The organism is Tamilnaduibacter salinus (assembly GCF_003096655.1).
Taxonomy (GTDB): Bacteria; Pseudomonadota; Gammaproteobacteria; order Pseudomonadales; family Oleiphilaceae; genus Tamilnaduibacter; species Tamilnaduibacter salinus.
Window position 1 is genome coordinate 454,520 of the sequence record NZ_QEKQ01000002.1, and the last position, 14,438, is coordinate 468,957.

At 61.7% G+C, this 14,438-nt stretch carries 14 protein-coding genes; 6 read left to right on the forward strand and 8 right to left on the reverse strand.

The window, feature by feature from the left end:
- Positions 1–6 precede the first annotated feature (6 nt).
- From xseA to C8D92_RS04670, 3 genes are all read left to right on the forward strand, one after another.
- Entirely contained in the window at positions 7–1,383 is a 1,377-nt protein-coding gene (gene xseA, locus C8D92_RS04660; protein WP_095609991.1) for an exodeoxyribonuclease VII large subunit, read from the forward strand.
- Positions 1,384–1,504: 121 nt separating this feature from the next.
- Entirely contained in the window at positions 1,505–3,379 is a 1,875-nt protein-coding gene (locus C8D92_RS04665) for a propionyl-CoA synthetase (protein WP_116918553.1), read from the forward strand.
- A 273-nt stretch (positions 3,380–3,652) separates the two neighbouring features.
- A complete protein-coding gene (locus C8D92_RS04670) occupies positions 3,653–3,862 on the forward strand; it encodes a cold shock domain-containing protein (protein ID WP_095609993.1) in 210 nt (69 codons plus the stop codon).
- Between the two features lie 72 nt (positions 3,863–3,934).
- On the opposite strand, the gene C8D92_RS04675 is transcribed toward C8D92_RS04670, so the two are convergent.
- On the reverse strand, positions 3,935–5,617 hold the full coding sequence (locus C8D92_RS04675) for a 2-isopropylmalate synthase (protein WP_095609994.1): 1,683 nt from the start codon (positions 5,615–5,617) through the stop codon (positions 3,935–3,937).
- 245 nt (positions 5,618–5,862) lie between these two features.
- Here C8D92_RS04675 and C8D92_RS04680 point away from each other — a divergent pair, with 245 nt between their 5' ends.
- The gene (locus C8D92_RS04680) at positions 5,863–6,351 is read left to right on the forward strand and encodes an Lrp/AsnC family transcriptional regulator (RefSeq protein WP_095609995.1); all 489 of its coding nucleotides are present in this window, start codon (positions 5,863–5,865) and stop codon (positions 6,349–6,351) included.
- Between the two features lie 33 nt (positions 6,352–6,384).
- Here C8D92_RS04680 and C8D92_RS04685 read toward each other — a convergent pair whose 3' ends face one another.
- Complete coding sequence (locus tag C8D92_RS04685; RefSeq protein ID WP_095609996.1) at positions 6,385–6,999, reverse strand: TetR/AcrR family transcriptional regulator; 615 nt, start codon at positions 6,997–6,999, stop codon at positions 6,385–6,387.
- Positions 7,000–7,026: 27 nt separating this feature from the next.
- Positions 7,027–7,440 carry a PaaI family thioesterase gene (locus tag C8D92_RS04690; protein WP_228151100.1) on the reverse strand — a complete coding sequence of 138 codons (414 nt, stop codon included), beginning with the start codon at positions 7,438–7,440 and terminating at the stop codon, positions 7,027–7,029.
- A gap of 194 nt (positions 7,441–7,634) precedes the next feature.
- Between C8D92_RS04690 and C8D92_RS04695 the strand changes: the two genes are divergently transcribed.
- The gene (locus C8D92_RS04695) at positions 7,635–9,356 is read left to right on the forward strand and encodes a proline--tRNA ligase (protein WP_116918554.1); all 1,722 of its coding nucleotides are present in this window, start codon (positions 7,635–7,637) and stop codon (positions 9,354–9,356) included.
- Positions 9,357–9,388: 32 nt separating this feature from the next.
- Positions 9,389–9,967, forward strand: a complete 579-nt coding sequence (locus C8D92_RS04700) for a lytic transglycosylase domain-containing protein (RefSeq protein WP_207775112.1) — start codon at positions 9,389–9,391, stop codon at positions 9,965–9,967.
- A gap of 74 nt (positions 9,968–10,041) precedes the next feature.
- Here C8D92_RS04700 and C8D92_RS04705 read toward each other — a convergent pair whose 3' ends face one another.
- The 5 genes from C8D92_RS04705 to C8D92_RS04725 form a co-directional block, all read right to left on the reverse strand.
- Positions 10,042–11,019: a tRNA dihydrouridine synthase gene (locus tag C8D92_RS04705; RefSeq protein WP_116918556.1), complete on the reverse strand. Its 978-nt coding sequence runs from the start codon at positions 11,017–11,019 to the stop codon at positions 10,042–10,044.
- A gap of 256 nt (positions 11,020–11,275) precedes the next feature.
- The gene (locus tag C8D92_RS04710; protein WP_095610001.1) at positions 11,276–11,494 is read right to left on the reverse strand and encodes a DUF2835 domain-containing protein; all 219 of its coding nucleotides are present in this window, start codon (positions 11,492–11,494) and stop codon (positions 11,276–11,278) included.
- A gap of 4 nt (positions 11,495–11,498) precedes the next feature.
- On the reverse strand, positions 11,499–13,415 hold the full coding sequence (gene htpG / locus C8D92_RS04715; protein WP_095610002.1) for a molecular chaperone HtpG: 1,917 nt from the start codon (positions 13,413–13,415) through the stop codon (positions 11,499–11,501).
- Between the two features lie 118 nt (positions 13,416–13,533).
- On the reverse strand, positions 13,534–13,968 hold the full coding sequence (locus C8D92_RS04720; protein WP_116918557.1) for a PaaI family thioesterase: 435 nt from the start codon (positions 13,966–13,968) through the stop codon (positions 13,534–13,536).
- On the reverse strand, positions 13,965–14,438 hold the full coding sequence (locus C8D92_RS04725) for a PaaI family thioesterase (RefSeq protein WP_095610004.1): 474 nt from the start codon (positions 14,436–14,438) through the stop codon (positions 13,965–13,967). The genes C8D92_RS04720 and C8D92_RS04725 overlap by 4 nt, the downstream gene beginning before the upstream one ends.

The window sequence follows — 14,438 nt, forward strand, 5'->3', positions numbered from 1 at the left end:
ACCACCATGATCAACGAACGGCCTCCCCAACAGCCCCGCGCCCTCTCGGTCAGCGAACTCAACCAGCAGGTTCGACACCTTCTGGAGGTGAGTTTCCTTCAGGTGTGGGTGGAAGGCGAACTGTCCGGCTTCGCACGCCCGAAGTCCGGCCACTGGTACTTCACTCTGAAAGACAGTCGCGCCCAGGTGAGCTGCGCGATGTTCCGAGGGCATAACCAGAAGGTTCGCCAGATTCCGGCCGAAGGCGACCAGGTGCTGATCCGCGGCAAAGTGTCCCTGTATCAACCCCGCGGTAACTATCAGATCATCGTCGAGAGCATGGAGCCGGCCGGGCTCGGCGCTCTCCAGCAGGCATTCGAGGCGTTGCGCGCCCGCTTACAGGACGAAGGGCTGTTCAACGCGGACCGCAAACGGGCGCTACCCACCCTGCCACGACACATCGGCGTGGTGACCTCTCGCTCGGGCGCCGCCATCCACGATATTCTGACGGTTCTGAAACGCCGCTGCCCGGGCATTCCGATCACGCTCTACCCCACCTCGGTCCAGGGGGACAACGCAGCGGGCGAGATCGTTCAGGCGATCGATCTCGCCGTCCGGCATGGCCAGGCGGACGTGTTGATCATCGGTCGTGGTGGCGGCTCGCTGGAAGATCTTTGGCCCTTCAATGAGGAAGTCGTCGCCCGGGCGATGGCGAACTGCCCGATACCGACAGTCAGCGCGGTCGGCCACGAAGTGGACGTCAGCATCGCCGATTTCGTCGCGGATCACCGGGCGCCCACGCCCTCGGCCGCCGCCGAACACCTCGCGCCGGACCAGCAGCGCTGGCAGCAGACGCTGCAGCACCAGACCGCGCGCCTGAACGCGCTGATGCAACGCCAACTGCGCCAGTGGCGGCAACGCCTAGATCAGTTAGCCGGTCGCCTGCGACACCCCCGCCGTGATCTCCAGCTCTGGCAACAGCGACTGGATGAACTCGAGAGCCGGCTCTCCGGACAGATGCAGAGCCGGCTGCGCCAGCACCGCGAGCGCCTCGACCAACATCAACGTCGGCTCCACGGCCAGTCCCCCGATCAGCGGCTCAAAGAGCGCACGCAGCAGCTTTCCCAGCTCCGGGATCGACTCGGACGGGAAGTCAACCGCCAGCTGCAGCAACAACAGGCCCGCCTCCAGCACACGGCCGAAAACCTGCACCTGGTCAGCCCGCTGGCGACGCTCGAACGGGGTTACGCCATTGTCAGTACAGCGGAAAAGCCCGTCATCCGCGACGCCGCCGCCCTCGCACCCGGTGATGCGATTCAGGCAAGGCTTGGAAAAGGCCATATCGACGCGACCGTGTCAGCGAGCCATCCTGAAAATGACTCAGGGGACTCATCCGGAACGTAGCCGCCCGCACCCTCGACATAGCTACCCCACACCCTCTTAGCCTATCGTCTAGTAGCGCTCCCCGCTGACACCTCCGACAGTGACACCATCGTTCGCTGAAAAAAAACAAGGTGGTGTCCTGATGCGTTACCGCGAAGTCTTTCAGCAGTCCATCGAACAACCGGAAGCCTTCTGGCGGGACAAAGCGTCCTGGATTGACTGGTTCCAATCGCCAGAAACCATTCTTTCCCAACGGGAGGACGGTCACTACGACTGGTTCCCCGACGGCACGCTGAACACGGCGGATCTGGCGCTTGACGCCCATATCCGGGCCGGCCGGGGCGATCAGCTCGCGCTCATCCATGATTCTCCCGTCACCGGCACCAAACAGCAGTTCACCTACCGGGAACTTACCGAGCGCGTCGCCCGATTCGCCGGCGCACTCCGCGACCAGGGCGTCGGACCCGGCGACCGGGTCATCATCTACATGCCCATGGTACCGGAGACGGTGATCGGTATGCTGGCCTGCGCCCGTCTGGGCGCGATTCATTCAGTGGTGTTCGGCGGCTTCGCCTCGCGGGAGCTGGCCGTCCGCATTGACGATGCCAGACCGACGCTCGTGCTGACCGCTTCCTGCGGTATCGAAGTGGATCGGGTGATTGAATACAAACCGCTGGTGGACGCCGCCCTGGAAGAAGCGACCCACAAACCGGACACCTGCGTCGTCCTCGCGCGGCCACAGGCCCGGGCCGATCTGAAGGACGGACGGGATCTCGACTGGCAGACGCTGGAGCAGGCAGGCAACCCCGTTGACCCGGTGCCAGTCCGTGCCACCGACCCGCTCTATATTCTTTACACGTCCGGCACCACCGGCAAACCTAAGGGGGTCGTCCGGGACAACGGCGGACATGCCGTGGCCATGCGATACAGCATGTCCCTGGTCTATAACGCCGAACCCGGCGACGTGTTCTGGGCAGCATCGGATGTCGGCTGGGTCGTCGGTCACAGCTACATCGTTTACGCCCCCCTCATCACCGGCTGCACCACCGTCCTGTATGAAGGCAAGCCCGTGAAGACACCGGATGCGGGGGCGTTCTGGCGCGTATGTGCCGACTACGGGGTGAACATCCTGTTTACCGCGCCAACCGCGTTCCGGGCGGTTCGCAAGGAAGACCCCGAGGCCGACGAACTGGCTAAATACGACATCCGGTCCCTCAAGCGCATTCTCCTGGCCGGCGAGCGCCTCGATCCGCCGACCTATGACTGGCTCACCGAGAAGACCGAACTGCCAATCCTGGACCACTGGTGGCAGACCGAGACCGGCTGGGCCATCTGCTGCAATCCCATCGGCATTGAAACGCTGCCGACCAAGCCGGGATCGGCGACGGTTCCCTCACCCGGATTCGACGTGGACATTCTCGACGTTTCCGGTGAGCCCGTCGGCCCCGGCGAACAGGGCCAGGTGGCGGTTCGTCTTCCGCTGCCTCCCGGCTGCCTGACCACTGTCTGGGGCGATCCTGGCCGATTCCGGCGCACCTATCTCGATCCCGCCCCCGGCTATTACCACTCTGGCGACGGCGGCTTCATCGACGAGAATGGCTATGTGTTCATCATGGGCCGGACCGATGACGTGATCAACGTTGCCGGCCACCGTCTTTCCACAGGCGAGATGGAGGAGGTCGTCGCCGGCCACCCGGCGGTCGCCGAATGCTGTGTGATCGGTGTCCGTGATGAGATGCGCGGCCAGGTACCGGTGGGCCTCGTTCTGCTCAAGGATGGTGCCACCATCGGCGCCGATGAACTGGAGGACGAGTTGGTCGAAATGGTGCGCGAGCAGATCGGCGCGGTGGCATGCTTCCGGCGTGCCGAGGTAGTGGACCGGCTGCCCAAGACGCGCTCCGGCAAAATCCTCCGCCGGGTACTGCGGGATATCGCGGACGGTGAGGATTACGCAACACCGTCCACGATCGATGACCCGGCCATACTGGGGGAAATCGAAAACCAGTTGCGCCCGTGAACAGGGGGGCCAGCCTCCTGTTCCGTCATCCGTTTTTCACTTTTGACGGGTATTGTTCAAAGACTATACTGAATTTGTTCCCGGCTCCTGCCGGGAGCATCGATATTGCTGTGAATCGACAGCGGTCATCGGTGTAAGCGTGGCAATGACCGGTTCCTGCCGTTCGGTTGACGCCTTCCTGATCTGCCCTGCCTGTTTACAGCAAAACCGGGCACCCACGTCACGAGCTGACAAGGCCCGGCTCTCTCGGAAAGGCAATAACAGGAAAGACTCATGTCAGAAACGAAAACCGGTCAGGTGAAGTGGTTCAACGAAGCCAAGGGATTCGGCTTTATCGAACAGGAAGGCGACAAGGACGTGTTCGTGCACTATAGCGCGATCAATGGCACAGGATTCCGCACGCTGACGGAAGGTCAGCAGGTGTCCTTCAATGTCACTCAGGGTCCGAAAGGACCTCAGGCGGAGAACGTGACGCCCATGTAAATGCGCAGGGCACGAACCGGGGAGTCCAGTGAGACTCCCCCCGTCCGGACGCCGGCCTCAGGGCCGGCGTTTTTATGCGGTCTTCTCGGCCTTATGGGAATCCGTTGCGGTGACCCGGTTGGCGACGGCCGACAACAGGGCCTGAAGCGTCGCAGACGTAGTGTCCTCCGCCAGCGCCGCCGAACTGTGGGTATGGCCATCGACCTGGATGCGGATACAGGCCAGTGCGTTGGCGTTGGTTCCTTCTCCAAGCGCGAATTCGTCGTAGTTCTCCACTGCCAGCTGGAAGCCATGACGCTTTTCCAGGGCTGCGGCGACCGCTTCGACGGCACCAAGACCTTCTCCTTCCAGCCGTGTGCGCTGCTCGTCCTCGCCAAACTCGATGACCGCGGTCACCCGATCGTCAGTGCGATGCAGATCGTAGGTTCTCAGGCGCCATTCGGGGCGCACGGCAAGATAGCGATCACCGAACAACCGGTGAACGGTTTCCGAATCCACTTCTCCCCCGTCGAGTTCGGCAGTCTGCTGGACCTCGCGGGCAAACTCGATCTGCAACCAGCGGGGCATCGAGATGTTGTAGTCGCGCTCCAGTACGTAAGCGACACCGCCCTTGCCAGACTGGCTGTTGATCCGGACCACCTCTTCATAGCGCCGCCCCAGGTCGCGCGGATCAATCGGCAGGTACGCAATCTCCCACTGATCCCCTTCCTGATACTGCGCCAGACACTTGCGAATCGCGTCCTGATGACTGCCAGAGAACGCCGTGAACACCAGTTCGCCGGCATAAGGGTGGCGCGGGTGCGTTGCAATCTCGGTGCAGGCCTCCACGACATCGGTGATCTCCGCCATACCGGAAAGATCCACCCGGGGATCCACACCCTGTGAATACAGGTTCATGGCCATGGTGACCAGGTCCATGTTCCCCGTACGCTCGCCGTTACCCATCAGCGTGCCTTCCACCCGGTCCGCGCCCGCCATCACGGCCAGTTCCGCCGCTGCGACGGCACAGCCCCGGTCGTTGTGCGTGTGGACGCTGATGCGGAAATGGTCCCGATACCTGACGTTGTCGTTGATCCATTCGATCTGGTCGGCAAAGACATTTGGCGTTGCCATTTCGACCGTCGCCGGCAGATTGATGACCACCGGCTGCCCCTGGTCCGGGCGCCAGACGTCGTTGACGGCATCCACGACTTCCCGTGCGTAGTCCAGCTCGGTGCCGGTGAAACTCTCCGGTGAGTACTGGAAGATCCAGTTGGTATCAGGATCCTTGTCCGCATGGGATTTGACGATCCGGGCGCCGTTGATGGCAATTTCCTTCACACCCTCGCGGTCCATGCGGAAGACTTTTTCCCGCTGGACGGTGGAGGTGCTGTTGTACACGTGGACCACCACGTTCGGCGCCCCCTTCACAGCCTCAAATGTCCGCGCAATCAGCTCCGGACGGGCCTGGGTCAGCACCTGAATGTAGACGTCCGACGGGATCCGGTCCTCTTCAATCAACCGTCGGCAGAAATCGAAATCGGGTTGGCTGGCCGCCGGAAAGCCCACTTCGATCTCCTTGAATCCGACCTTGACGAGCAGATCGAACAGGCGCGTTTTCTGCGCCACCGTCATGGGCTTCACAAGCGCCTGGTTGCCATCCCGAAGGTCCACAGCACACCAGTCCGGCGCTTTGCGGATGACCTGATCGGGCCAGCGGCGGTCGGTTTTCCGGACCGGTTCAAAGGCAACGTATTTGCGATGATCAAATCCCATAATCGATCCTCTCTGTTCATCCTGCCCGCAGTCGGGCGCTCTCGACAGGCTTGTGGCCATTTCCGGTGCCAGGGTTGGCACCCTGGGAGTCTGCACCAACCTGAAAACGGGTGGGTTTTCAGCGGCTTTGCCCATTGTCTTCAGATTACATCACAGGCGGCGCAATGTGCTTGCTTTTTTGCACCCACGGCCCGTTATTTTAGTCTATCCTGTCCGAAATACGCCATTTATTGACCGAACCTGCCATGTCAGACAAGAAACTCGTCAAAATCGACCGAACGGACCGACGCATCCTGGAAGAACTTCAGCACCACGGCGAACTGACCAACCAGCAGCTCTCGGAGCGGGTGGGACTGTCCCCATCCCCCTGCTCGCGCCGGGTCCGGGCGCTGGAGGACGCCGGCATCATTCTGCGCCGGGTCACGGTGCTGGATCACAAGCAACTGGGCCTGTCGCTGACCGCCATCATCCTGATCGGCATGGATCGGCACACACCGGAGCGCTTCGGCGCCTTCGAAAGCCGGGTCGCGACCTACCCGGAGGTTCAGGAGTGTTATCTCATTACCGGCCAGGATGCGGACTACATGCTCAAGGTCGTGGTGCCGGACATGGACCACTATCACGCGTTCCTGCTGAACAAGATCACCCGCATTCAGGGCGTGAGCGGGGTTCACTCCAGCTTCGTGCTTCGGCGGGTCATCGACAGCACGGCGCTGCCGCTGGGCTACCTCTGACAAGCGCCACCCCGCCGGCCCGGGAGTCAGCTTCTATGGGTCGCTGACGGTGGCCAGGTACTGGTGAATCATGCGCTTCAGCTCTGAGAGCAACCGATCCGCCTCCGATTCCGGCAGGGTCATTGCCAGTCGCAGGATAGTGCCCGCCGCGCGGGGCACCATCAGGCTCGCGGACCAGCGGCGGTCTTCCGGTGAGTCCGGGAAATGGTGGGTCAGCCACTCATAGAGATCCCGGGCGTTGGTGTGGAGCTCGCGGAGATCCAGCGCCTGCAGTTCCGGCATCGATTCCACGCCGGTCCAGATGGCGCGGTAGGCCGGCTCATTGCAATAGAAGTCGTAATAGAGATCGATCAGTGTATCGACCACGTCAGCCGGTGTCAGACGGTGAAGCTGCTCACGCATCGCCTGCTCCATGCGCTCCACATGGTCCTCGGCAAGTGCACAAACGATGGCCGATTTGTTCGGGAAGTAGCGATACAGCGACGCCAGCGACATTTCCGAACTCCGGGCGATGGCGGACATACTGACGCCATCCACGCCCTTCTCGGTAATCATGGACGCGGCGTGACTCAGGATGGCCTCCACCCGCTCCCGGCTGCGCGCCTGGACGGGGCGCCGCCTGGGGGCCAGATCGTTCTGCTCACTCATGAATGGCCGTCGACTCCTTCGGAACCGTTATTGTTGCGGGGGTAACGCATAACTGCCGGTGACATGCGCGACGATAGCCTGCGGATCATCATCGGACATTACCCGCACCTCACAGAATGCCAGCCGGCGACCATGCTTGAGCACCACGGCTTCAGCCACCAGGTCCGTCGGGGCCGGCTTTTTCAGGAAATTGATGTTCAGGTTACTGGTCACCGCCATTTCCGCCTTGCCTGATGAGGCCAGGATGGCCGCATACATGCTCGCGTCCGCCAACGCCATCTGTACCGGACCGGACAGGGTGCCGCCCGGGCGGAGATGGCTGCTGGAGAACGGAATGCGGGTGCGGGCAAACCCCGGCGCGACCGACTCCACCCGGAAATCGAGATCGCTGGCCATGGGCAGGCCACCCTCAATCAATTCCTGCACGTCCCCGGCACTCAGGCTCATTGGGTCACTCCGTCTATTGGCATGAAACGGCTCACCTGTACGTTACTGATCGTGCTCCGTACAATACCGTTCCGATTGCCTGAAATAAAGAAAGCGCCGGCCTGAGCGCCCGGCACACCATCATCACCCGGCCCGCCGGACACCCGTCACGGGTCGGAGTTTTCCTCAACAAGAATGGAACAGTGACCATGCGAGCGAGCCGCTATCTGATTGCCACTCTCAAGGAAACGCCTGCCGACGCCGAGATCATCAGCCATCAGCTGATGCTGCGCGCCGGCATGATCCGCAAGCTGGCAGCGGGCCTGTACACCTGGCTGCCAATGGGGCTGCGCGTGCTGCGCAAGGTCGAGCGGATCGTGCGCGAGGAGATGGACCGCAGCGGCGCCCAGGAACTGTTGATGTCCGCGGTCCAGCCCGCCGAGCTCTGGCAGGAATCCGGGCGGTGGGATGAATACGGTGATGAACTGCTCCGGATCAAGGACCGGCATGAACGGGACTTCTGCTACGGGCCAACTCATGAGGAAGTCATTACCGACCTCATCCGCAATGAGCTGAAAAGCTACAAGGAACTGCCCGCCAACTTCTACCAGATCCAGACCAAGTTCCGGGATGAGCGTCGCCCACGATTCGGCGTCATGCGGGCGCGTGAGTTTCTGATGAAAGACGCCTATTCATTCCACCCGGACGATGCCTCGCTGGACGACATGTATCAGGTCATGCACGACACCTACTGCCGCATCTTCGACCGGCTGGGGCTGGACTACCGGCCGGTCCAGGCCGATTCCGGCGCCATCGGCGGCAGCGCGTCCCACGAGTTCCATGTGCTCGCGGATTCGGGCGAGGACGAGATCACATTCAGCAGCGGTGGCCGGTATGCCGCCAACATCGAAAAGGCGGAAGCCCTGGCACCGACCGGGGAGCGCCCTGCTCCGACGGAGTCGATGACTGAGGTCGACACCCCGGGGCAGCGAACCATCGCCGACATCAGTGAGTTCCTGCACGTGGACGTCACACGGACCGTGAAGACGCTGGTCGTGAAGAGCGATGACGAAGACAACCCACTGGTCGCGCTGATCCTGCGCGGCGACCATGAGCTCAACGACGTCAAGGCGGAAAAGGTCGGCGGGATTGCCGAGCCGCTGACCATGGCCACAGAGGAGGAAATCCGGGCAGCGGTCGGTTGCGGCACCGGTTCGATTGGCCCGGTCAGACTGCCCATTCCGGTGATCGTCGACCGCAGCGCCGCCCATCTGGCGGATTTCGTCTGCGGCGCCAACCGGGATGACGCCCACCTCACCGGCGTCAACTGGGAGCGCGACGTCAGACTGGATCGCGTTGAAGACCTGCGCAACGTCGTGGCCGGCGATCCGAGCCCGGACGGTGACGGCACTCTGGAAATGTGTCGCGGCATCGAGGTGGGTCACATTTTCAAGCTGGGCCGCAAGTACAGTGAAGCCATGAACGCCACCGTGCTGGATGAAAACGGCAAATCCGTCACGCTCGCGATGGGGTGCTACGGCATTGGCGTCTCGCGGATCGTTGCGGCCGCCATCGAACAGAATCACGACGACCGGGGCATTATCTGGCCCGGCAGCATTGCCCCGTTCAATGTCGCCATCGTGACGCTCAACGCCCACAAATCCCCGGAAGTGATGGAGGCGGCGGAAAAGCTCTACGATCAGCTTCGTCAGGCCGGTTTCGATCCGTTCCTGGACGACCGCAAGGAGCGTCCGGGGGTGAAGTTTGCGGATCTGGAATTAATGGGCATCCCGCATCGCGTGGTCGTTTCCGACCGCGGCCTCCAGGCCGGCACGTTCGAGTACAAGGGCCGGCAGGACGCCGAGAAACAGGATCTGCCGGTGGACGAGGTCCTGCCCTTCCTGATCAACACCATTCCGGTGAATCACTGACCCGCTTGCGGGCGGCCGGGGGCTGATCAAAAATGAGTGGTATGTGGCGCTCGCTGATTCTCGTGGCTGGCCTCCTTGTCGGGGCCGGCCCGGTCCAGGCCAATTCCACCGATTCCGACCCGGAGCTTCGCGCCGAGCTCAAGGCGGCGGCGCGCAGTGCCGGCAGCTTCACTGATCGCTTTGAAGCCGAAGTCTGGCTGGTCGACATGTCCCAGCGAATTCAGGACTGGGTCGGAGACACCGGTGAACGGATGCGCATCCTGAAACTCGTTCACCGGGAAGCCACCCGAGCTGGTCTGGAACCCGAGCTGGTGCTGTCAGTGATTCACGTCGAGAGTCTGTTCAACCGCTTTGCCATTTCATCCGCCGGAGCCCAGGGCCTGATGCAGGTCATGCCGTTCTGGAAACGGGAAATCGGGCGTCAGGGCGACAACCTGACCCGCATCGAAACCAACCTGCGCTACGGCACCACCATCCTCAAACATTATCTGGAACGGGAGGACGGGGACCTGATCCGCGCCCTCGCCCGTTATAACGGCAGCCTCGGTCAGACCTGGTACCCCGAACGGGTGATGAAGGCCTGGGATGCGCATTATTTTGTGGACCACTGAACCGGTAGCGTCCTCAATCCGGCCAGCGCCCCGGCTGATTCGCTTGCCGACCGGCCGCGGTTGACCCTCACGGGTCATTCTCCAAGAGGCTCGGCCATCGGCATCCGGACCGTTTCCCGAAGGGCCTCGTTGAACGGAGCCAACGCCTTGTGGCGTTTCAGGGAGGGCCACCCCGCCTCGGCTTCCGGAAAGTGTCGGCGTGTGTAATTAACCCATTGCTTGAGCCGGCCGGTGACATGGCGCTCCTCCACATGGTCCGCCAGCCGCTCCCCGTAACGCTGGATCAACCCGACCACGTCCGGCCACCCCATGGGGGTCGTCGGCTCACCGCGCTGCGAGGCACGGATCTGCCGTGCCAGATCCGGACGGGCAATCAGCCCCCGGCCGATCATGACCTGATCGCAGCCCGTCACCTCCCGGCAGCGCCAGTAGTCATCGACACTCCACACATCGCCGTTGGCAATCACCGGAAGGCCGACGGACTGTCGGATCTCGGCAATGGACTCCCAATAGGCCGGCGGGCGATAGCCGTCCACCTTACTCCGGGCATGCACACACAACTCTGCCGCACCCGCCGCTTCCACCGCCCTGGCGCAGGCCACGCCCATCGACCGATCCCCATAGCCCAGTCGAATCTTGGCCGTGACAGGAATGTGCGACGGAACAGCGCCGCGGACGGCAGACACCAGGTCCGCCATCAGCGGCGGGTCATCGAGGAGAACGGCACCACCACGGTGTTTGTTGACGGTTTTCGCCGGACACCCGAAGTTCAGATCAATCTGCGGCGCGCCGAGCGCCGCCGCCCGCGCTGCATGGCGCGCCATCTGCTCACAGTCGGATCCGAGGAGCTGGAGCGCAACAGGAATGCCCCGCGGGGTCTGCCAGCCCTGATCCATTTCCGGGGCGTAACGATGGAAAACGCGCGGGGGCAAAAGCCCGTTGGTAACACGGACAAATTCGGTGACACAGCGGTCAATACCGCCAACATCGGTAAGCAGATCCCGGACAAGATCGTCGACAAGCCCTTCCATGGGGGCAAGAAAAAGGCGCATAAACAGGTCGCTTTGATGACTGAGGCGCCTATTCTATCCCGACAACGCCAATAGAAAAGAGATTACTGGGACAGCGCGAAATTCCCGTACAGATCCAGCCAGAAGCGAACGCTTGTCGGCCGGGCGTTTTGTGCGGCATTGGACTGGTTTTCCATGATGACATCCCTCCCTTCACATTAATGAGCATAGCCCATCCGGGAGAGAAAGGGACAATCAATCGTTTCGAGAACCTCGAAAGGGAATGACTATAAAAAAATCAGATCTGAACGATGCCCTGAAAATGGCCCTCGCCATCAAACTCGATGCGAAAGCTGCCATGAATCCCGTCCCGCAGGGCATAGCGGGACAGGATGCGGGCCGGGAAGCGGACACTCCGTCCGTCCCGGGCCACAGCGTGAACATCATGGGCCGAGCCCTCGTAGAGCTTGACCCACTCGTCAGGGTCAATGGCGATGTCCACGATCACGTGCGGCATGGCATCAGCTTTCCGTACCGCTCATGTCCAGCAGCAGCCGGTTCAGGCGGCTGACATAGGCCCCCGGGTCGGTGAGTTGCTCACCACTGGCCAGGGTCGCCTGGTCAAACAGCACCGCCGCCAGTTCCCCGAACCGGTCGTCTGACGACTCGCTTTCCAGACGCTGCACCAGCGGGTGCTCGGTGTTGATCTCGAAAATTGGCTTGCTGTCCGGCACGGGTTGACCGGCGGCTTCCATAATTTTCTTCATCTGGGCACCGAGGTCGTAGTCACCGACAACCAGGCAGGCCGGTGAGTCTGTCAGGCGATTGGTGACACGCACTTCCTGAACGCGGTCTTCCAATGCCGTCTTGACCCGATCCAGCAGATTCTTGTGCGCCTCAGTGGCCTCCTCCTGCTGTTTTTTGTCATCTTCGGTCTCGACTTCATCCAGATCCAGCTCGCCACGCGCCACGTCCTGCAGGTGATGACCGTCGAACTCGCTGAGGTAGCCCATCATCCACTCATCAATGCGGTCGGAGAGGATCAGCACCTCGATGCCCTTCTTGCGGAAAACCTCAAGGTGCGGGCTGCTCTTGGCGGCCTGGAAGCTGTCGGCGGTAATGTAATAGATCTTCTTCTGACCGTCTTTCATGCGCTCGACATAGTCGGCTAGGCCGACATTCTGGGTCGGCTCGCCGGAGTGCGTGGACGCAAAGCGCAGCAGACCCGCGATCTTTTCGCGGTTGCCGAAGTCTTCCGCCGGGCCTTCCTTCATGACCGTGCCGAATTCGTTCCAGAACGTCTGGTAGGCCTCTGGGTCCTTTTTCGCCAGTTTCTTCAGCATGTCCAGAACGCGCTTGGTCAGCGCCGTCTTGATCGTCTCAACGGTGCTGTCGTTCTGCAGGATCTCCCGGGAGACGTTCAAGGACAGGTCGTTGGAATCGAGAACGCCCTTCACGAAACGCAGGTAGAGCGGCAGGAACTGCTCGGCGTGATCCATGATGAACACGCGCTGCACATACAGTTTGATACCCCGCGGCGCCTCACGGTTGTAAAGGTCGAACGGCGCACGGCCCGGAATGTAGAGCAGGCTGGTGTAGTTGAGCTTGCCCTCAACGGTATTGTGGGACCAGGTCAGCGGATCCTCGAAATCGTGGGCAATGTGCTTGTAGAAGCCCTTGTACTCGTCGTCGCTGATTTCATTGCGCGGCAGCGTCCAGAGCGCGGTCGCCTCGTTGACAGTTTCGTCCTCGGGCGTCTCGTCGTCGCCCTCGTCATCGCTGCTCTTTTCGGCCTTCATGATGACGGGGAATGAAATATGGTCGGAGTACTTCTTGACCAGGTGGCGCAGACGCTGGCCGTCCGCAAACTCGGACGCGTCTGATTTCAGGTGCAGAACGATGGACGTGCCTCTTTGTTCCAGCTCCACCGGCTCCAGCGTGAACTCCCCATCGCCTTTGGAGTCCCAGTGCACGCCTTCACTGACCGGTCGCCCGGCGCGACGGGTAAAGACTTCAACCCGGTCGGCCACGATGAAGGAGGAATAGAAGCCCACACCGAACTGGCCGATCAGCTTGCTGTCTTTTTTCTCGTCACCCGTGAGCTGATTCAGGAACTCCGCTGTGCCCGAGCGCGCGATGGTGCCCAGGTTTTCCACCACGTCCTCCCGGGTCATGCCAATACCGTTGTCACTGAGCGTGACCGTGTTGGCCTCGGCATCGTAGTCCAGACGAATATTGAGTTCCGGATCGTTCTCGAACAGGGATTCATCCTTCAGGGCCGCGAAGCGGAGCTTGTCTTCCGCGTCAGACGCATTGGAAATCAGCTCCCGCAGGAAGATTTCCTTGTTCGAGTACAGGGAGTGGATCATCAGGTGAAGCAGCTGCTTCACCTCGGTCTGAAACCCGAGGGTCTCTTTCTGTGTCGTTTCAGCCGTCATCGTGGCGTCGTCTCCTTGCTGTCAGACTTCGGACTCACGACCAGCCCGCGGACTGGTCACCGGATCATGACGGAAAAGTGGGGACGGCGTGACGGTTTTCAAGAGGCCGGGCGGCCAATCAGTCTTCCATGATGAAGTGCGCCCGCGCCGTGGCGATCGGCTGCTGGCGGGATTTCTGCCAGGCCGTGACCATGACATTGGCCACACGGTTACCCTGGCGGGTGAGATGACACTCGGCGTAGCTCTCGCGGTCGAGGCCCGCGCGGAGGTAATCGAGTGAGAAGTCGACAATCCGGGGCATCCGCAGCGACTCCTGGGACATCATCAGGTAGATGGCCGCAGACACTTCCATGAAACCACCGATGACACCACCGTGAAGGGCCGGCAGAATCGGATTGCCCAGATTCTCTTTCTTGCGCGGCAGACGGAAGATCAGGTCGTCTCCGAACTGGTCGCACTGCAGTCCGATCGTTCGGGCATAGGGGATGCTGTCCAGCATGCGGGAGAAATCGCCGGTCTCCTGGGTGTAGTGCAGAATCGACGGGCTGGTCACTCGCTCTCTCCGGTAATCAGGTCTCGGTAGGATTTGGGCGTCGCTTCCGGGCCGATCCGCATGAAGGTGCCCACACAGTTGGCGACGGTCCGGCTTCGCGAGCCCTGATAAGCCTCACAGCGGGTAAAGATGATGTTGCGGGTCACCCGATAGACTTCCGCATGAGCGTACACAGGTTCATCGGGCTCCGCCGCCCGCATGTAATCCACCCGGAGGTCCAGCGTGGGGCACAGCTCGAACTCCGGCAATGCGCAGATCACGACCGACCCGCAGGCCGTGTCCATCAGCGTCGTGATGGCGCCGCCATGGATGACCCGCGACTCCGGATTGCCGATGATCTTCTCACTGTAGGGCAGCCTCAGCGTCAGCGCGTTTTCGGTCGCATCAGTCACCTCAATACCCAGCTCAGTGGCATGCGTCAGGGTGCCGACAAACCGGCCGACCCGCCCGAAACGGATAGCGTCATTCAT